Origin of the sequence: Flavimaribacter sediminis (assembly GCF_019492055.1) — a bacterium.
GTDB classification, from domain to species: domain Bacteria; phylum Pseudomonadota; class Alphaproteobacteria; order Rhizobiales; family Rhizobiaceae; genus Flavimaribacter; species Flavimaribacter sediminis.
This window is the reverse complement of sequence record NZ_JAICBX010000009.1, coordinates 1-17,886: the sequence shown is the minus strand read 5'-3', so window position 1 is coordinate 17,886 and position 17,886 is coordinate 1. Positions and strand designations below refer to the sequence as shown.

Annotated in this window: 18 protein-coding genes and 1 pseudogene; 10 read left to right on the top strand and 9 right to left on the bottom strand. The window is 60.8% G+C overall.

Annotated elements, in window-relative coordinates; all coding sequences use genetic code 11:
• Positions 1-19: 19 nt before the first annotated feature.
• A complete protein-coding gene (locus K1W69_RS26455) occupies positions 20-373 on the bottom strand; it encodes a DUF2200 domain-containing protein (RefSeq protein ID WP_220231500.1) in 354 nt (117 codons plus the stop codon).
• A gap of 210 nt (positions 374-583) precedes the next feature.
• On the opposite strand from K1W69_RS26455, the gene K1W69_RS26450 reads away from it, so the two are divergent.
• Together K1W69_RS26450 and K1W69_RS26445 are read left to right on the top strand one after the other, a co-directional pair.
• A complete protein-coding gene (locus K1W69_RS26450) occupies positions 584-1,057 on the top strand; it encodes a phasin family protein (protein ID WP_220231499.1) in 474 nt (157 codons plus the stop codon).
• 76 nt (positions 1,058-1,133) lie between these two features.
• Positions 1,134-1,943 (top strand): GNAT family N-acetyltransferase, encoded by an 810-nt coding sequence (locus K1W69_RS26445; RefSeq protein WP_220231498.1) that lies wholly within the window; start codon positions 1,134-1,136, stop codon positions 1,941-1,943.
• A gap of 2 nt (positions 1,944-1,945) precedes the next feature.
• Here the strand turns inward: K1W69_RS26445 and K1W69_RS26440 are convergent, their stop codons facing one another.
• The 3 genes from K1W69_RS26440 to K1W69_RS26430 form a co-directional block, all read right to left on the bottom strand.
• Positions 1,946-2,746, bottom strand: a complete 801-nt coding sequence (locus K1W69_RS26440) for a glycerophosphodiester phosphodiesterase (protein WP_220231497.1) — start codon at positions 2,744-2,746, stop codon at positions 1,946-1,948.
• An 85-nt stretch (positions 2,747-2,831) separates the two neighbouring features.
• Positions 2,832-3,833: a DUF1214 domain-containing protein gene (locus K1W69_RS26435; RefSeq protein ID WP_220231496.1), complete on the bottom strand. Its 1,002-nt coding sequence runs from the start codon at positions 3,831-3,833 to the stop codon at positions 2,832-2,834.
• A gap of 49 nt (positions 3,834-3,882) precedes the next feature.
• Positions 3,883-5,385, bottom strand: a complete 1,503-nt coding sequence (locus tag K1W69_RS26430) for a DUF1254 domain-containing protein (RefSeq protein ID WP_220231495.1) — start codon at positions 5,383-5,385, stop codon at positions 3,883-3,885.
• A 111-nt stretch (positions 5,386-5,496) separates the two neighbouring features.
• Between K1W69_RS26430 and K1W69_RS26425 the strand changes: the two genes are divergently transcribed.
• The 3 genes from K1W69_RS26425 (at position 5,497) to K1W69_RS26415 (ending at position 9,340) form a co-directional block, all read left to right on the top strand.
• Positions 5,497-6,522 carry a helix-turn-helix domain-containing protein gene (locus tag K1W69_RS26425; protein WP_220231494.1) on the top strand — a complete coding sequence of 342 codons (1,026 nt, stop codon included), beginning with the start codon at positions 5,497-5,499 and terminating at the stop codon, positions 6,520-6,522.
• Between the two features lie 191 nt (positions 6,523-6,713).
• Positions 6,714-7,928, top strand: a complete 1,215-nt coding sequence (locus K1W69_RS26420; protein WP_220231493.1) for a tetratricopeptide repeat protein — start codon at positions 6,714-6,716, stop codon at positions 7,926-7,928.
• Between the two features lie 77 nt (positions 7,929-8,005).
• Positions 8,006-9,340 (top strand): mechanosensitive ion channel family protein, encoded by a 1,335-nt coding sequence (locus tag K1W69_RS26415; RefSeq protein WP_220231492.1) that lies wholly within the window; start codon positions 8,006-8,008, stop codon positions 9,338-9,340.
• On the opposite strand, the gene K1W69_RS26410 is transcribed toward K1W69_RS26415, so the two are convergent.
• Positions 9,329-9,892 (bottom strand): inner membrane-spanning protein YciB, encoded by a 564-nt coding sequence (locus K1W69_RS26410; RefSeq protein ID WP_220231491.1) that lies wholly within the window; start codon positions 9,890-9,892, stop codon positions 9,329-9,331. The two genes, K1W69_RS26415 and K1W69_RS26410, sit on opposite strands and share 12 nt — an antisense overlap.
• A 135-nt stretch (positions 9,893-10,027) precedes the next feature.
• Here K1W69_RS26410 and K1W69_RS26405 point away from each other — a divergent pair, with 135 nt between their 5' ends.
• Positions 10,028-10,462 carry a hypothetical protein gene (locus K1W69_RS26405; protein WP_220231490.1) on the top strand — a complete coding sequence of 145 codons (435 nt, stop codon included), beginning with the start codon at positions 10,028-10,030 and terminating at the stop codon, positions 10,460-10,462.
• Between the two features lie 113 nt (positions 10,463-10,575).
• Here the strand turns inward: K1W69_RS26405 and K1W69_RS26400 are convergent, their stop codons facing one another.
• From K1W69_RS26400 to K1W69_RS26385, 3 genes are all read right to left on the bottom strand, one after another.
• A complete protein-coding gene (locus K1W69_RS26400; RefSeq protein ID WP_220231489.1) occupies positions 10,576-10,890 on the bottom strand; it encodes a hypothetical protein in 315 nt (104 codons plus the stop codon).
• A 371-nt stretch (positions 10,891-11,261) separates the two neighbouring features.
• Positions 11,262-11,825, bottom strand: coding sequence for an RES family NAD+ phosphorylase (locus K1W69_RS26395; RefSeq protein WP_220231488.1), 564 nt, complete (start codon positions 11,823-11,825; stop codon positions 11,262-11,264).
• Between the two features lie 343 nt (positions 11,826-12,168).
• Positions 12,169-13,518 (bottom strand): hypothetical protein, encoded by a 1,350-nt coding sequence (locus tag K1W69_RS26385; protein WP_220231486.1) that lies wholly within the window; start codon positions 13,516-13,518, stop codon positions 12,169-12,171.
• A 614-nt stretch (positions 13,519-14,132) separates the two neighbouring features.
• Between K1W69_RS26385 and K1W69_RS26380 the strand changes: the two genes are divergently transcribed.
• Genes K1W69_RS26380 through ybiA form a run of 3 tightly spaced genes read left to right on the top strand, consistent with a single transcriptional unit; the run spans position 14,133 to position 16,096 of the window.
• On the top strand, positions 14,133-14,771 hold the full coding sequence (locus K1W69_RS26380; RefSeq protein ID WP_220231485.1) for a DUF1326 domain-containing protein: 639 nt from the start codon (positions 14,133-14,135) through the stop codon (positions 14,769-14,771).
• Positions 14,772-14,790: 19 nt separating this feature from the next.
• Positions 14,791-15,600: a DUF2182 domain-containing protein gene (locus K1W69_RS26375; RefSeq protein WP_220231484.1), complete on the top strand. Its 810-nt coding sequence runs from the start codon at positions 14,791-14,793 to the stop codon at positions 15,598-15,600.
• Positions 15,601-15,646: 46 nt separating this feature from the next.
• Positions 15,647-16,096: a riboflavin biosynthesis intermediates N-glycosidase gene (gene ybiA / locus K1W69_RS26370; RefSeq protein WP_220231483.1), complete on the top strand. Its 450-nt coding sequence runs from the start codon at positions 15,647-15,649 to the stop codon at positions 16,094-16,096.
• A 7-nt stretch (positions 16,097-16,103) separates the two neighbouring features.
• Here the strand turns inward: ybiA and K1W69_RS26365 are convergent, their stop codons facing one another.
• Positions 16,104-16,925, bottom strand: a complete 822-nt coding sequence (locus tag K1W69_RS26365; protein ID WP_220231482.1) for a class I SAM-dependent methyltransferase — start codon at positions 16,923-16,925, stop codon at positions 16,104-16,106.
• Between the two features lie 733 nt (positions 16,926-17,658).
• On the opposite strand from K1W69_RS26365, the pseudogene K1W69_RS26360 reads away from it, so the two are divergent.
• A pseudogene (locus K1W69_RS26360) lies at positions 17,659-17,886 on the top strand (hypothetical protein); the annotation flags it as partial.

The following is a 17,886-nucleotide window of genomic DNA, read 5'->3' as shown; positions in this document are numbered from 1 at the left end:
TGTCCGCGGTGCGAGAGAATCAGCCGGTCCGCAGGATTTTTTCCATCGCCTTGCCATTGGCCAGTTCGTCGATCATCTTGTCGAGATAGCGGATGTCCTGCATCACAGGCTCCTCGATGTCCTCCACCCGCACGCCGCAGATCACGCCCTTGGTCAGAGCTCTCGAAGGATTCATCTTCGGCGCATCAGCAAGAAACGTCTCGAAATCCGTCTCTTTTTCGATCTCGGCGTCCAGTCCCTGCTGGTCGTAGCCCGTCAGCCAGCAAATGATCTCGTCGACCTCCGCCTTCGCGCGGCCCTTGCGCTCCGCCTTGGCGACGTAATGCGGGTACACGCTGGCGAAGCTCATCGCGTAGATCTTGTGTCTGGTCATGACGCCTCCTTGGTCAACGCAATCCAAACATGCATTTGGAGTGTATCGCCACCGGTGATACGCGTAAACAGGAACGGCTTTCTCGCCGGCGCGTTTCGTCATACCATGGCCCGGTCCCGTTTTTGTCGCGGGATCACAAAACCATCGCAGAGTTCTGTTCTGCTGCGTCGGAAAACTTCAGTCGGGTCCACCCCGGAAAGGAAAATCGCAATGGCCAAAAAACCTGAAAAATCCCCCTTCGACCCCGCCGGCATGATGGAGGAGTTCTTCAGTTTCTATGATGCCGACGCAATGAAGGACATGTTCGATCCGCAGAAATTCATGGAGCGGTTCAAGTCCATGACGCCCGGCAATGTCGATATGAGCGAGGTGGTCGATCGCAACCGCAGGAATTTCGAGGCGCTGGTCGAAGCCAACAAATCCGCCGCCGAGACCTATCGCGACATGCTCGACAAGCAGATGGCTATCCTCAACCGGATGACGGACGCCGCCAGGGACTACACCGGTTCGCTTACGGCTTCGGGCGACCCCGACGCGATGAAGAAGGCCTACGCCGACGCCACCGAAAAGGCGCTGACCCTGATGAAGGAAATGGCCGAGGAGACCCGCACGGCGAATGAAAAGGTCTTCAACGGCATGAAGGATCGCATCTCCGAGGCGATGAAGGACATCGGCAAGGCCTGATCAACCACCTGTGACGGCGCCGCTTCCGGCTGGTCGCCGCTGACAGGTTCCGGCGCGCAATGGAGGAGCTTCGGGGATGACCGGCGAAGAAGCGTATTACGGCAATCCGCAAAGCGTCGCGGCGATGAAGCGCAGCGCGGCCCTGTGGTCGCTTGTGCGCGATGATCCGCGTTTTGCCTATTACGGACGACTGGTCGGCCTCAGCCAGCCGGTCGACGACACTGCAGACGTCCTTGCCGCGCTTGCGCGCGTCCAGGGCGCCGCGCCCTGCTATTTCTTTCCGAAAACGCAGACCCCTGCGTTATTCGCCGAACTCGAAGCCCGGGGCCTGTCGACCGACCGGCACGAGCATTTCCTGGGCGGCGAAGAAGCCTATGCAGTGTCCAGGCAGGCGCTGTCCGACTATGCGATGCCGGCCGATCTGACTGTGAGGGAACTCGACGCCGACACGCCGGGCTGCGTGGTGGCCGAAACGGCCGATCTCATGGAAAGTTGCGAGGTCATGCCGGTTCCGGCCGCCATGTTGCGCGGCCAGCAGCGCAACGGCGCCTGCCTCGTCGCAACCGACGAAGCGGGCCAGCCGGTCGCCACGGCCTCGTCCTTCTTCATGCATCCGACAGACGGACCGCATGCGACGACGGTTTTCTGGGGCATGCTCGCCACGCGTCCGGATCGTCGCGGCGAAAAGATCGCGCTCCTGCTCGGCGCCCGGATGATCGTCCACATGTGGGAGAAAAAGGGCGCCCGCGCCTTCATGACCGGCGTGCGGGAGAGCAATGCGTCCTCCACCGCGCTGTGCAACAGGCTTGGCGTCTATGACACCGCCTACACATACGCCGTGTGCGTCGACGCCGGGACCATGGGCCGAAAGAGCGTTACGAAGTAGGATCAGCCTGCCTTCAACGCGTCAACGATCCGCTGCATGGCGACCGCGTCGTTGGAGAAGATCCACTCCATGCCGCGGTTCATCTCCCGATAGAGACAGTTGCGCGACTTCACGAAACCGGTCCCGACCTTCTGGCCGACCGCTTCGTGCCGCCTTTTGATCGCCTCGGTCAACAGCAGATAGTGACCGGTTACCCCGCCATAGGGTTGCCCGAGCGTCCGGCGGCTGATCGCGGCCATGTTCGCCATCGCCACCGGCAGACAGCATTGCCGCGGCAGAATGTCGAAGGTCTCGAACAGGTCCGGGTCGAGCGCCATCATGTGGTAGCATTCTCCGGGCTTCAGGCCGGAGAGATGCTCGGCGAGGATTCGCCGCTGCCTTTCGATATCCGGGAACGTCTCCGCCTTCAGTTCCAGCATCAGGTGGAGCTTGCCGCCGAACTCCGCAACCACTTCGGCGAGCGACGGAACAGCGGGAACAGCCGCGCGCAGCGCCTCGAAGCTCACGTCGCAAAGCCGAACGTCCTTGCCGAACACCCGCGCCGTATCGGGATCGTGGCAGATCACCGGCGTCAGATCCGCGGTCCAGCGTATGTCCGTCTCCACGCCCCACACGCCCGCCGCGCGCGCAAGATCAAAGGCTTCGAGGGTGTTTTCCTTCGCCGCGCGATTGTAGTCATGGGCGCCGCGATGGGCGACGATGCGGCATCGTCGGACGGCATCGGCGTCCGGGACCTTGCGCGGAACCATCGCCATCGCGAAGTCGGCGGCGTCCTGCGCCCAACCCATCAACCGGTCTTTCAAAGGCTCGCCTCCTGCCGCCGCCGTCGCGCCACACTACACTGTGTCGGCGCGCGCGTAAGCCTTGTTTCAGGAGACCGGCCTTTGCTCAGTTGACCGGCAGGACCGGCGGAAATGTCCAGCTTCCGTCGAGAATCTCGGCGCGCGGCTGGTAGAGGCGGATCGCGTAGTTCCATTCAGGCGTGATCGGAATGCAGTTCACCCGCCCGTCGTCACAGCCGCCGAAGTGGATCGTGAAGGAGCCGTCGTCGTTCGCCGTAGCCGAAGTGTTGTTGTAGCTGTTGCGGCCAAGATCGTTGGGCTCCAGATAGCCGTCGGCGTTATAGACGGTGAGCGACCAGAAGGCGTCAACCGGCACGTCCTTGACCGTGACCGCATGCGGCGTCTCGCCGTCATTGGCGTCGACTGCTTCGATGGCGGCGACCGCCGTCGACGCCGGCTGGCCGGCCCAGCCCGCCATGGCGCCGACCAGATGGTCGACGGGGTCGACCTCGTCCTTGCGGCCAAAAGCGCGGCTCGCGTCGAAACCGACCGCGCTCGCCAGGTGGCTGACGGCCTTTCGCGCCTCCGCAAGGCTTTCGAGATCCCAGTCGGGCGCCTCGAACGGGCCTTTGCCGCCGCCGCTCAGTTCGATGCCGTCCTGCGCGGCGCGCCCAGCCGCAAGGTCGTCCGGGTTCGAGGCGTCGACGAAGGTGCGGAACAGGATGTAGGCGAAGCGCGTGCCCACATCCTCCTCGGTCAATTCGTAGACGCCCGGCGTCGCCTCCACGAAACTGTAGTGATCCTGGTTGATCACCAGCATCGACTGAAAACGCCCCTCGATCTCCGGCAGCGTGATTGTCGCCGGTTCGGACAAGTCCAGCACGACGGCGGAATAGAGCGTGTCCTGGTTGGCGCGAATGATCGGCTGCGGCTCTTCGGCCGAAACAAGCTTGCGCTCGTGCAGGAGTTCGCCCAGGCCGACATCGTAGGCCGCCAGGTTCGCCCGGATCATCGTGTCGGATTCGGCGCGCACCAGGTTCTGCATCGTGACGTCCTCGGCGAAGGCGAAGGTCGGCGCGAGCAACGCAAGTGTCAGCAATAGTCTCATTGTTTCCTCCTTGAAGTTTTTTGGTCGGCGAGCGGCGAGCCGCCAGGTCCTATTCCACCTCTTCCAGATCGCCGGGCTTCCAGGTCTTGTCGAACCAGGGCTCAAGCGGGCCATACAGGCGCAGGATCACGGCGTATCCCTTGCCGGGCGTCGTCTGCACCCAGTGATCCTCCTTGCCTTCCGGCGCTTGCGGACCGAACCAGATCGTGTAGGAGCCGTCCTCGTTGGGCGTGACCCCCGGCAACGTGCTGTCGAGGCCGGCGAGCCGCTGGTCGGTCTCCAGCATCGAGCGGTGCTGGGTCGAATACACGACGAAAGACCAGAAGTCCTTGGCGGGCACGGGTCCGGGCAGCGTCACCTTGTAGGTCTTGCCGCCATCGAGATAGTCGCCATCCGCGTCATGCGGCGTGAAGGCGTAGACCGAGCCGGCGCCGACCTGCGGCGCTACCATCGCGGGCGTAATGCCGGTCGCGACGTAGTGGAACATGACCCGGTCGTCCAGGCCGCGCGCGGCCCTGTCCAGGAATTCGTGGCTGCCGCCGGCAAAGCCCGTATACCATTGCCGGTCCGGATAAAAATAAAACCGGTCCCTCTCGCGCGGGCGAAACACGATGGCGCGCGCCGTGGCGTTGCCCACGGCGGCGGCGTCGGCAAGGATCTTCTGCATCCGCTCGTCGGGGGCAAAGGGCTCGTCCTTCCTGATCCCGATCGAGGCGAACAGGCCGGCGATCTCCGGATCGAATGCGTCGGCCGGTTCGTTCTGGACGGACGCGTTCAGTTCGTCGAAAAACGTCGCGTCATTGGCGTGGATGGTGTTCATCTTCGCGCCGGAAAAATTCACGAAGGTCTGTTCCGGCGGGTCCTTGACCTCCGAAAGGGGATAGATCTTCATGCCCGCCTTGACGTTGGCGACCGCTGCGTCCATGCCGGCCTCCGTCACGAAAGCCCGGGCGAACAGCCAGTGCGCGTTCGTTCTGGTCGGAATGACGTGAAAGCCCATCGCCGGAACCGGGCCGTCATAATGCGGCGGCAGGAAGAGATAACGCCCGCCGCGTCCCTGGTCCGGACCCGTCACGCCGACGTCGGTCTCCCAGCGAAAGAAGGCGTCGTTAACGCCGCCCAGAACCCCGGGCGCAACTTCCATGACGACGGGACCCTGATTGAGGTCGAGGCAGGCCGTCACGTAAACGGTCGTCGAATTTGCGGTGAGCCAGAGCGAACGGGCGTCGAGCAGATCCTCGCTGACGCCGATCGTGTGGGCGGGGATTCCGGCCTCTTCGAAGCCGGAGCACATCGCATGGATCGAGGCGGCCGGCATGCCGCTGAGGAAAGCTTCGACGCCGCGGCTGAAATCGATGTTGTCGTATGCCTTGCGGACCGTTTCATCGTCCGGCATGCCGTCGAAGAATCTCAGCGCGCCGAGGCGCTCGGTCTCGACAATATCCGGGGTCAGAACCGAGTCCGGCGTATCGGCGGAATAGGTCTGGGCGTTCGCCCCGCCGACAAAAATCCCGCATGCAAAATACGCGGCCGTGAATAGTTTGGCTTTCATCAGAATATCCTCGTGCCCCCGCCGGTTAGATGAACCTGTTGCTTCATCTCTTCTCGGCCCCCATGGATGTTTACTATAGAAAGAACAATCATTTTGCGACAGAATACAATCATGCCGATACCGATGGTCAACCTGGTGGAATTCGCGCACACCGTGGAAATTCTCGACAGGATCGCGTCTCCCGCGGTCGTGAACCGGGCCCTGCACACGGCCGGCGTCAATCGCAAAATGCTGAAGGCGGGCCCCGGCTTCGTGCCCTATGTCGTGGAGGCGGTCTTCCTGGAATCGACGGCGCGCGCGCTGGGAGACGGTCATATCGGCGCCAGGCTCGGCCGGGAATTCGACTATGCCGCCTATCGCGGCTTTGCGGACTATGTCCTCGGCGCGCGCGATCTCGCCACAGCGCTGGTGCGCTCCCGCCGCGCGCTTCCGCTGATCCACCCGGGCGCCGACGTCGTCCTGCAGGAAAGCGGCGACAACCTCGTCATCGGCTTCGAAACGGGGCTGGGCGCCGTCGTCGGACGCCGCCATATCGAAGAGGGCGCGATCTTCGTCATGAATTCCGTTTTCCGGCACTATCTCGGAGCAGACTGGCGGCCCGACTGGATCGACGTCATCGCCGATCGAAGCGCAAGCGGGGCGACCATGGCCGATATGGCGGGCGCGCCGATCCGCGGCGGCGCATCGTTGCCGGCGGTGTCGGTGCGCGTAGCCGACCTCACAGCCCTGAACCCGGCGCCGCCTGCGCCCGAAGAGGTGATCACGCTCGGCGAGTTGCCCGCGCTGATGGGCGTCACCCAGCCGCAGACCACGGAAGACGCCGTCCGGCAGATCCTGCGCATGCAGCTTGCGCTCGGAGACCTGTCGGAAGACAGCGTGGCCCGCCGCCTTTCGCTCGGGCCCCGCACCCTGCAACGTGTTCTGAAGGGCGAGGGAACGTCCTTTCGCAACGTCAAGGCGCGGTTCATCGAGGAGCGCGCCCGAACGCTTCTGTCCGAAACCGATCTCGCGATCGGCGATATCGCCCGCTCCATCGGCTACGACGAGCCGAACAGTTTTCGCCGCGCCTTCGCGAAATGGACCGGATCGACGCCGGGCCATTACCGGGCGGCCGCCAGGCAAGCCCGCAGCGCCTGAACGATCCCCCGGTCAGTGAATTCGAGCTGATCTGATGAAGATTGGCAAATCATGGTGGCATTTCCCACACAAAAGAGAATGCCGTTTCTCGTAAAACGCGAGACAAAGTAATAGTACCGCGAAATGCAATAAGCCTGTAAAATCCTTTCAGATGACCTTGTTGTTTCGGATACCGACTTCGTCGAGCCTTCATGATGCTTCAAGCTGACCAACACGCCCAGGGCCGGCCATCGATTGTGGTCCTGCCATTCGACAGCATGATCCCGACCGGGCTGGAGCGCGTCCTGTGCGAGGCCCTGCCGCACGAACTCATCCAGGCGCTGTCGCGGCTGCGCTGGATTCGCGTGATCGCGCGCGGCACGGCCTTCCGCTTCCGCGCCCCGGTTCCCGATCTCGCGGCGATCGGCCGGCAACTGAGCGTGCGCTACGCGCTGTGCGGCATGATCGAGCGACTGGGCGAGATTATCGCCATCACGATCGAGCTTTCGGACTGCGCGGCCGGCGAAGTCATCTGGGCCGACCGCTTCGAGGTGCGTCCCGAAGACCTGCAGGAGGTTCGCCACGAGATCGTCACCCGCGTGGTGTCGTCGCTGGAGATCTACATTCCGCAAAACGAGGCCGACCACATCCAGTCCGTCGCGACGCGGGATCTCGACGCCTGGTCAAACTACCATCTAGGCCTGCGCCACATGTTCCGCTTTTCGCAGGAAGACAACGAGACCGCCACCAGCCTGTTCCGGCGCGCGATCATCCAGGATCCGTCCTTCGCGCGCGCCCATGCCGGCCTGTCCTTCACCCGCTTTCAGGACGCCTTTTTAAAGTACAAGCCGGACGCGCCGACGGCGATCGCCGACGCGCGCCGCCACGCCGAGCGCAGCATGGAGCTCGATCCGCTCGATCCGTTCTGCAACCTCACCATGGGCCGCTCCTTCTGGCTGGAGGGCGATCCTCTCGGCGGCCTGAGCTGGCTGGAGCGGTCGGTCGCGCTCAGCCCCAATTTTGCGCAGGGCCATTATTCGATGGCCTTCGCCAACGCCATACGGGGCGAGGCGTCAACCGCTATCGACACGGCCACCAGGGCGCAGGATCTGAGCCCGCTCGATCCGCTGCTCTACGCCATCTACAGCGTGCGCGCCGTCGGCCTGCTGCGAAATTCCGAGATCAGCCAGGCCGTCGTCGAGGCCGAGCACGCGGCGCGCGCGCCAGGCGCCCATCATCTGGTGCTGATGATTGCGGCCGCCGCCTGCGCGCTCGCCGGCAAGGAAAAACAGGCGCGATACTGGAGCGACGAGGTCCGCGCCCGCCGGCCCGACGCGAGCCGCGAACAGTTCTTCACGGCCTTTCCCTTCACGGAACAAAGCTTCCGCAGGAAGCTGGAAGACGGCCTGACCCGCGTCGGCTTCTGATGTCGGCCCAGTCTGCAACGCGATAGCCTGCGGAACAAATCCTTGATATTGTTCTTATACTGTTGACAGGAGGAGCAATGGACCTGCATGGCGTCATCGCCGATTTGCAGTACTGGGCCCGCGGCCTCGTCGGATATCTGACGACGCCCTGGTTCTTCTATCAGGCCGCCATCATCATCGTCCTGTTCGTGGTCGCCAAGCTTGTGGCGCGCCGGGTCGAGCCGCGGCTGGAGGAAAGGGCCCGCCGGATCAAGGGCCATGCGGGCCTGCTCCGCGTCGTGATCGCGCTGCTCAGGCGCATCGACTGGATCGTCTTCTCGCTCCTGCTGTTTGGAACGCTGGTCGTCATGCGCGCCGTCACCTGGCCGAGCCGCAGTCATCTCGTTTCCATCGTCCTGTCGCTGTCGCTCGCCTGGCTGATTGCGTCGGTGCTGTCGCGCGTCGTGCGCAACCGGCTGCTTGCCCGTATTCTCGGCTGGCTAGCATGGATTTACGCCGCCTTCGTGATTCTGGGCTTCGACGACGAGGCGGCCACCTTCCTCGACAGCCTCGCCATGCCGCTCGGCCAGATGCGCCTGTCGGCCCTGCTTGTGCTGAAAGCCGCGCTCGTGCTCGTCGTCACGCTGTGGCTCGCCGCGGTCCTCGGCCGGTTCCTCGACGAGCAGGTGCAGAAATCCGAAGAGCTCACCCCGTCCGTGCGGGTGCTGATCGGCAAGATCGCGCGCATCGGCCTGGTGCTGATCGCCGGCGCCGTTGCGCTCTCCTCCGTCGGCATCGATCTCACGGCGCTCACCGTCTTTTCCGGCGCCGTCGGCCTCGGCCTCGGCTTCGGCCTGCAGAAGGTCATCTCCAACTTCATTTCCGGCGTCATCATCCTGCTCGACAAGTCGATCAAGCCGGGCGACACGATTTCGCTGGAAGGCACCTTCGGCTGGATCCGCGAATTGCGCGCCCGCTTCGTGTCCGTCGTCACGCGCGACGGCCGCGAATACCTCATCCCCAACGAGGACTTCATCACCCACCGGGTCATCAACTGGTCGTTCAGCGACGATCTGGTGCGCCTCGACGTCGAATTCGGCGTCTCCTACGAGGCCGACCCGCACGAGGTCAGCCGGCTGGCGATCGAGGCGACCGAACAGGTCTCGCGCGTCAACGAGCGGAAGAAACCCGTCTGCTGGCTCACCGGCTTCGGCGATTCCTCGCTCGATTTCGTGCTGCGCTTCTGGATCGACGATCCCCAGAACGGCCTCACCAATATTCGCGGCCAGGTGCTTCTGGCAATGTGGGATATTTTCAAGGAACACGACATCAGCATCCCCTACCCGCACCGCGAGATCATCATGAAGGATGCGTCGAAAACGATCGGGACCGGAGGCCGCGCACGCCGCGCCCGCCCCAAATCAGCGTCGTAGGCCCAGCCGGTTGGATTCCTCCGGTATCCGCATGCGCGCCGACAGCGTGAACTGGTAGCAGCCGAAGGCGAGGATCAGCAGCGTGGAGGCGAGCTTGTACCAGGTCCACACGTCTTCGGAATAGCCCCGCCGCACAAACTCGTTGAGACAGGCGAGCACAAGCAGCAGCACGCCCCATCTGAGCGACAGGATCCGCCAGGCCTCGTCGGTGATCGCAAACACCCGGTCGAACAGCACTTTCAACAGCGGATAGTTGACCGCCCAGCTGCCCAGCAGAAGCAGCGCCACCAGCCCGTCGAGCAGCGTGTCGGACATCTGAAACCACGTGGCGTCGTCGGTCACGATGCTCGGAATGGAAAAGGCGAGCAGCGCGATGTTGCTCGCCACGGCGAAGCGCGGCGGCTTGCGCCCGGTCGCGTAAGCAAGCGCAAGCAGGCAGACGACGAGCGCCGTCATCACCGCCAACCCGACGGTGAAGCTCACAAGCTGCTGCAGCGCGACGAAGGTCACGACCGGCAGCACCTCTTCAATGGCGTTCAAAACCCAAAGCATTGCGAACCCTCGCATCCACCCTCTCTTACGCAGACGAGAGGCGTTCGGATCGCCGGAGGCCGCGCCCCCGTTCTCCGAAATTCGCGCGCTTTGTGATAGAATGGCCGCGCGGGCGACCTGAAACAGGAGAAAACGATGCGTTTGTCTCTGTCACTGGTCTTCGTTCTTGTCGGCGCGCTGCCTGCAATGGCCGGCGGCAAGCCCGTTTGGCCCAACGCCGATATCCCGGTTCCACCGAAAGTACATGCCTTTATCGTCGCCGAGTGCGTCGACTATCAGGCGATGTCCGATGAAACACTTTCCGAATGCGTCGCCGGCGAAGCCTACGGATACCGCGCCGTCGTCATGATGCTCAAGGACCCGGTGACCGGAGATCAATCCGCCGAGCGCTATCGCGCCTGCCGGGCGGGACTGGGCGACTATGGCGGCCGGTTCCACCGTCGCCGGGCGGAATGCATGGGATATGCGCTGGGCTTTGCCTGGAAGTTCGAATTCATGGAGCGCGCGGCGGCAGAAACGCAAACGTCGGTCGCCAGGGCCGAGCTTCGTAACGGCGTGGCGAACCGGTAGGATTTTCTGTGTGGCGACACGAAAGCTGACGGCGGGACCCGCGCCGGTTTCCCGGCGCCTGAACCCGACATGCGCGGAGGCGGCCACCTGGCCGCCCCGGTTCGGCTGGTTGATCAATATTCGCCGAGGCTCGCGACGGCTTCGCCCTTGACCAGCGGGACGATGCTTTTCTGCATCACGGAGACGAGATGCGCGTTCTCCCGCACCATGATCCGGTAATGGCGGTACGACGCGACGCTGGCCTGCGCCTTGTCCCGGGCGTCCATTCGGGCGAACGCCTCCATCGTCAGATCGGGATTGAGTCCGAGCTTCAGGGCCTCGAAATTCGCCGAGCAGAAAGTCGCCTCGCGCGGCGGCAGCGGCTGTTCCGCGGCAAGAGCGTTACAGAGCAGATGCGCAAACAGCATGGAAAGCACGGTGGCGGACATGGCTAATGATCCTTTCCTGATGCGGTGTTGAGGATCGCAGCATGCCAGTGCGGGCGGGGGCCGTATGTGGCGAACGTCACAGGGTGGGGGGGTGCTAGAAGGTTGCGGGACGAATTCGACGCCAGCCACCTGCTTCCTTCGTCAGCATTCGATCCGGCTTCCACTTGGCGTCACAACCTAAGTGTGCAGGTCGTGTGGCAGGAAGCGATGTTGATGGCGTGATTCGCCTAGACTTTAACGACCCGCATGAAGAAAGCGGGCATATAGGTTGAAGATGGGCTTTTTGCAGGCTGTAGAGCTTAACAGTTTTTAGTGACATACCGTAACGAATTGCCTCTCAGAGAGCCAATAACGATTAGCATTCACTATTGCTAACTCCAGTCGATTAAGCCGTGATCTTGTACATGCTTCACGTCTTCTGGATTAACGTAATCGGCGAACAGAACCAAGTTTTTCGCAGGATGGCGTGCATTAGGAACAAGTATAGCGGATGGATCTGTAGGATCATCTGATCCCAAAAAGTGTACTGCTTCGGCTACTTTCTGACACGCTTCATATTCCCCAAAGCGATCCAAATATGGAAGCTTCCCAAATGTATTAATATCTATTCCGACTGCACTCAGTAACTCATCATTGGTTAGGTCAAGAACACCCGATACACTAATCTGGAGCTCGTGAAGTCGATATCGTATTTTTGAAGGCATTACTGGTTGCCCACGGCTAAGATGATATCTCATCTCCGCAATAGCTCCGTCTTTTGTCAGCGACGTGTAAAGAACATCAAAAGTGCCATCGTCCCAGCGGTTGCCACCACCAAAAAACAGTGTCGGATCGCGACCATCTCGCGTTACCCGCCAAACACGCCCTCTAAAAACTACAGTCTCAAGTCCATCCAGAGTATCGATTAGGTTTCTGTCTCTGGGCCCCTCTATCATTTTTAGAGATACCCATCAGAGTCCAGACGATCTAGAACTCGAAAAATTTCTTCTACTCGGCCAGCATGAATTAGATCAATTGCACGCTGCCCCTGAAGCTGCGGGTGAGGAGCATATAGCCACATACGGATTTCATCATTAGTGTAGTAGTCTCCAAGTCGTTTGACTACGTAAACTAAGTCTGAGAGAACTCTTTCATTTGGAGGCTGCGGTCGCTTGGTTCCATTACGCCAACGGGAAACGGTTGCCTTAGAAACCGATGTAACATTAGCAATATCGGTTCCATTGAGACCGCCAATCGTCTCCAACTCATTGATACTCCTTGCTATTGCCGTTGACACCATCACCTAGTTCCTGTTTCCGCATTCGCGATTGAAGGTCTTACTGCACCAATTACTCTTACAGTAGTACCTTGTTCTGCTCGTTCTAAAGCAATCACTTCATATGTTCCCCTCAGCTTTTCGGAGACTTTTCTGTGTCTAATTAAACGTTCGCGAAGCTTTGGCAATTCAACCCTGTGTTCCTCTGCAACATCTGGCTTTGGATTGAGTTTCGCTGCCTTTTTTGCAGTTGAGACAACCTCACGCATCCTTTTGTCCGCAAAATTGTCGGGCCGATTTATAGTCGGTGTCTCAGCAATCTCTTGAATTCTCCGTTGTGCTTCGCTTGCATTGAATCTTCTCGGATCATTCCTCAGATCATCAAGCCCATTAGGAAGTATTTTTCGATCGTTGGGTAATAAGGCACTTTTCGCACCGTGAGCGGATAGCAAGACCTCCAACTCTGCTGTAGTGAATGAGCGCCCAAGTGAAGTTAGACCAATGCGGGTGGCTCGACCGCCTTGCTCATCCTTTTCCCTTAACTTAGGCGGAGATCCCCAGTTGGAAGTGGTAAATGATGACTGCTCTCCATAACTGTGGGCGATACCAGACACCACGTTCATCGAAAGTAGTGCTTCGCCAGACAAACCTCCGAAATAATCCATAACAATAGGAACGCCGATGTTATGCCATCCAGCCAGAGTTCTTATGAGGCGCTGAGCATTTATTGGACTGCTGTCTGGAGATGCCATCGATGCACGAACCCAGAGATTTTCAATTGGCAAATTGGCAAGGTCTTCCATCACCTTTGCTTGGAAACTTTGATCATTGAAATCGAGCAGGCGTGCAGCAATCAAATAATCAATGGATATTTCTTTTCCGCCTTCCCGATCTAAAGCGTTTCTCAGAAGTTCACAGCTCTCCAAATCAATAGCGTACCATTCATCAAAATCCGGGTCGGCTAGATAGTGCGTAGGTGACAACACAGCGCTAACACCGAATTCGACGGCGTGTCGCGCTATCTGACCGAAGATATCTTTCGAATGTGTCTTCCGAAATACTTCAGGAGAAAGTGGGTCTCCACGTTGATTGCTTGCCCAAGGCGCGCCAGCTGCCATACCCCAGCATTTATGTCGTGATGAAAGCTCCACTGTCTTGGGATCAAGGACTATCTCCGCTCCAAGCCCCTGCAGCATTTGAATTATATCTTTCATATGCTTGATCTTTGACGCATCAACAACGAAGCGTCGGCTGTTGATTACTCCAGCAGCTACGAGATCTGCAATCTTCCGGTAACTGCTTTCACCAAGCCTTACGTAGTGCCCTAACGGTTGAAAAACCGCAGTTCTCAAAGGAAATTCGATAACAGTCATGGGCTGGACCTTTCTGTTTCACAAAAATAGTACTGTGAAACACGAAAGTCAATTCCTAAGTTGTAGAGTGAGGCTTCCGCTACTACTGCCTTCAGAGTTCAAACCGATCACTGCCCACGTGCGCCCGCATGTCGCCTCCGTCGATACAGTGGTTAAAAATGCCCGGAGCGCAGCGCCTCTTTTCTCTTCCCTGCGTCAAAAGACCTAAATTGTGATAATTTTCTATCAATCACACGTCTCCACCTGCAGCCAACCCTCTTCAATACATTGGCCGTAGTAGTCGTTTACTCCATTTTGAAGATGGCTAATCACTTGCCTTTGCAACGTGAATAATAAAGCTCCCCAAACAACCATCCCCAACTCCACAAATAAAACCATAGAAGCTTCCTCAGCGCCATCAGCCTATAAAGCCCACACCGCATCCACCACACCCGCGCGCATAACCAACAATCCCCACCACAACACACTGATTCCGAAACGCACCGTGCGTCACGACCCCGCTCGCAAGCGAGTATCCGCTTGCGCAAGCAAGTACTTCCCAAGAAAAACTACAACTACAGCTGTTCCTGTGCTAAACTACACTTGCCAAAAAAACGAATTAGGGGACGAATATCATGACGCCTTGGGAAATTCACGGATATGAACTTGCCAACTGCAACTGCGACACGGGCTGCCCGTGCCAGTTCATGTCGCTGCCGACAAAGGGCAGTTGCGAAGCCGCAGTTATGTTCAGCTTCAACTCCGGCCACTATGGCGGCGTGGACCTCGCCGGCACGAAGGTCGCCCAGGTCTACCAGTGGCCGGGCGCCGTGCACGAAGGCAACGGCACCATGCAGACCATCATCGACGAGAGCGCCACGCCCGAACAGCGTGAGGCGCTTGAAAAGATCGTCACCGGCGCCGACACCGAGGACATGGCGACGTTCTGGTGGGTCTATTCCGCCATGTGCCCCAACAAGCTCGAAACGCTCTACAAGCCGCTGGACGCGACGATGGATTTCGAAGCCAGAACCGGCTCGGCCCACGTGCCGGATGTGTTCGAGACCACCTGGGAGCCCTTGAAAAATCCCGTCAGCGGCGCCGAGCACCGGGCGCGCATCAACCTGCCGCACGGTTTCGAATACCGCGTCGCCGAAGTCGCCAAGGCCACCACGAAGACCAAAGGCGCGATTTCGCTCACCGGCACGACCGAAAGCCACGCGCATTTCTGCGAATTGCACATGAACAACGCGGGCGTGCTCGAGGCGGCCTGACGCACCCGGTCCCGGTCCGGTGGCCCGGACAAGCCTGCCGGAGCGGCTGCTTGGCCGCGACCGGCGGATCCTGATCGCGTCGATCGCCCTGCTCTTCGTGCTTGCCGGCCTCTACACCGTGTTCGGGGTGGGCATGCGGATGAGCGCGATCGACATGACGGCGATGCGCGCCATGCGCGACATGCCGGGCCCCGGCGAGCCGGGGGTCTGGAGCCCGGCCTACGCCGTCCTCGTCTTTTTGATGTGGTTCGTCATGATGGTGGCGATGATGCTGCCGAGCGTCTCGCCCACGGTGCTGCTCTATGCGGCGCTCCTGCGTCACGGTAACAAGTCCGACCGGGTTCCGGCCTTCGCCGGCGCCTTCTTGGGCGGCTATCTTGCGGCGTGGGCCGCCTTCAGCGTGATTGCGACGGCGGCGCAATGGGCGCTCGAGGCGGCGGGCGTCGTCTCCGCTGCCATGATGACCCTGATCGACACCTGGCCGGGCGGGCTGGTGTTGATCGCGGCGGGCCTGTTCCAGTTCACGCCTTTGAAGACGGCGTGCCTGGCGCATTGTCGTTCGCCGGCTAAATTCCTCACCGAGCGAAGGCGCCCGGGCGCTGCGGGCGCCTTCCGCATGGGCGTCGAACACGGGATTTATTGTCTCGGCTGCTGCTGGTTCCTGATGGCGCTGCTCTTCGTCGGCGGGATCATGAACCTTCTGTGGATCGTCGGCCTTGCGGTCATCGTCGCGCTCGAAAAGCTCATGCCCCGTGGCGAGCTGATCAGCAAGGCGGCCGGAGCAGCGCTCGCGGTCTGGGGCGCCTGGATCGTGTTTGCGGCGTTCTGACAATTAACGGATTGCCGCGCGCGCCAAAACCATCCATTGTTCGCCCATGTATCCGGCCGACACGATCTACTTCTACGCCCAGACCGACGACTGGTCGGAGTTCTCCAATTTCGCGCCCTATGGCGTGGCCATGGACGATGTCTGGTGGCGCACGGTCGAACACTATTTCCAGGCGCAGAAGTTTCACGACGCCGACTATCGGGAGCGGATCCGCGTGGCGAACAAGCCGAAGGACGCGAAGGCGCTGGGCATGACGCGGCAGATTCCGCTGCGCGACGACTGGGAAGCGATCAAGGACGGCGTCATGCTCGACGCAGTGCGGGTCAAGTTCCGGACGCACGAGGCGCCGCGCGAACTGCTTTTGTCGACGGGCGAATCGATGATCGTCGAAAACGCGCCGATGGATTCCTACTGGGGATGCGGGCCGGACGGAAACGGCCTCAACAAGCTCGGCCGGATCCTGATGCAGGTGCGCGACGAACTGCGCCGCGACTGAGTTTTCCTCACACCGCCGTCCCGGAAATCACCACGGAAGGAATGGGCGTGTCAAAGGGCGCCGTCTCGCCGTGGTTCGCGAGCACCTTGTCGACCACGGCGGCGCGGATCGCCCGCTTGTTGGCCTCGGGCTGCGGGCGCAGCATCGCCGCGCCGCGCACCGTGCCCTCCACGAAGAAATCGAACGGCGCGCCCGGATCGTCAATCGTCCAGCGGCTGTACACCTCGGTTGACCGAAGGTCGCCGAAGCCCGCCGCCGTCATCGCGGCGAATGCCCGGTCCTCTTCGCCGTAGTCGGTCGCGCCCGGTCCGGGCGGCAGCGTCACCTCCGGCGCGCCATGCGCGCCGATCGCCGCGAAGACATAGGTGAAGGCCGAGCGCTCTGCGGCCAGCCACACGGAATAGGCAAACCGGCCGCCGGGTTTCAATACGCGGCGCGCTTCGGCGATCACGGCCGGCGGGTCGGGCACATGCGGCATGCCGAAGCCCATGGCCACGGCGTCGAAAAAGCCGTCCTCGAAAGGCAGATCCATCGCGTCGCCCTCGATGAACTCCGCCTCCGGCGCGTTTTCGCGCGCGATCGCCAGCATGGCGGGTGAAAAATCGAGGCCGGTCACCCTGGCGCCGGCGTCCAGCAGCCCGCGCGCCACGATCCCCTGCCCGCAACACAGATCCAGCACGGTTTTGCCGGGGCCGGCTGCGGATTCCGCGACAAGCGTCGGCACGGCCATTTCGGAGGCCCGCGCGAAATCCGTGGCGTAGGCCGCAGCCGTGTCCGCGTCGGCCCATCCCCGCTTTTCCAGCGCCGCGAAGTCGTCATAAGCTGCCATGGTCTCATCCTTGCTCAGCGCCGCCCTTGTCCGATATCAAAAGCTAGCCAAATCGGCCGACCCTGTCGAGCGGCTGCTCCCCGCCCTTCATGCCTCATGCCTGACTTGATCCGGCATCCAGCAGCGCCGTGTCCACGGTGCGGAAGATGTGAGGCGATCAGTTCGAGGTGATAAACTCCGGCTGGGAGGATATCTCCCGTTGGCTGCACAGTATTTGAAAGAGCGCCTCCCACCCGCGACGACGCGCGGCTCGCTGGATTGCGGGTCAAGCCCGCAATGAGGGTTTTATTGGCGCAAATCCATATATTCACCCCTCATGCCGGACTTGATCCGGCATCCAGCAGCGCCGTGTCCACGGCGCGGAAGATGTGAGGCGAATCAAGATCTGGAGGCGAAGCTGGAAACTGGATCTGCTCGAGGAGATGGACCCCGACTGGGAAGACATTTCCCACTGGCTGCACGGCGTTTGAGAATGCATTTCTCACCCGCGCAGACGCGCGGGTCGCTGGATTGCGGGTCAAGCCCGCAATGAGGGATTTATTGGCGCAATTCCATATATTCACCCCTCATGCCGGACTTGATCCGGCATCCAGCAGCGCCGTGTCCACGGCGCGGAAGATGCGAGGCGATTGCCGCTTGCATTAACCTGCGCAAATTCTCCTTCCTGCCTCATGCCGGGCTAAATCCGATGTCCAGAACAACGCAGCCACGAAAGAACAAATAGAGAACATTCTTGCTGATTTTCGTCGGCGTATGTGCTAGGATGCGCCGCGCCGAAAAGCCGCCTCATCGCACGAAAGCAGGCTGTGACGCCGCCGCCGGCGCGCGAAAATCGCCAAATCCCGAAACAAAGCCAAATCCCGAAACAAAGCCAAATCCCGAAACAAAGCCAAATCCCGAAACAAAGCCAAATCCCGAAACAAAGCCAAATCCCGAAACAAAGCCAAATCCCGAAACAAAG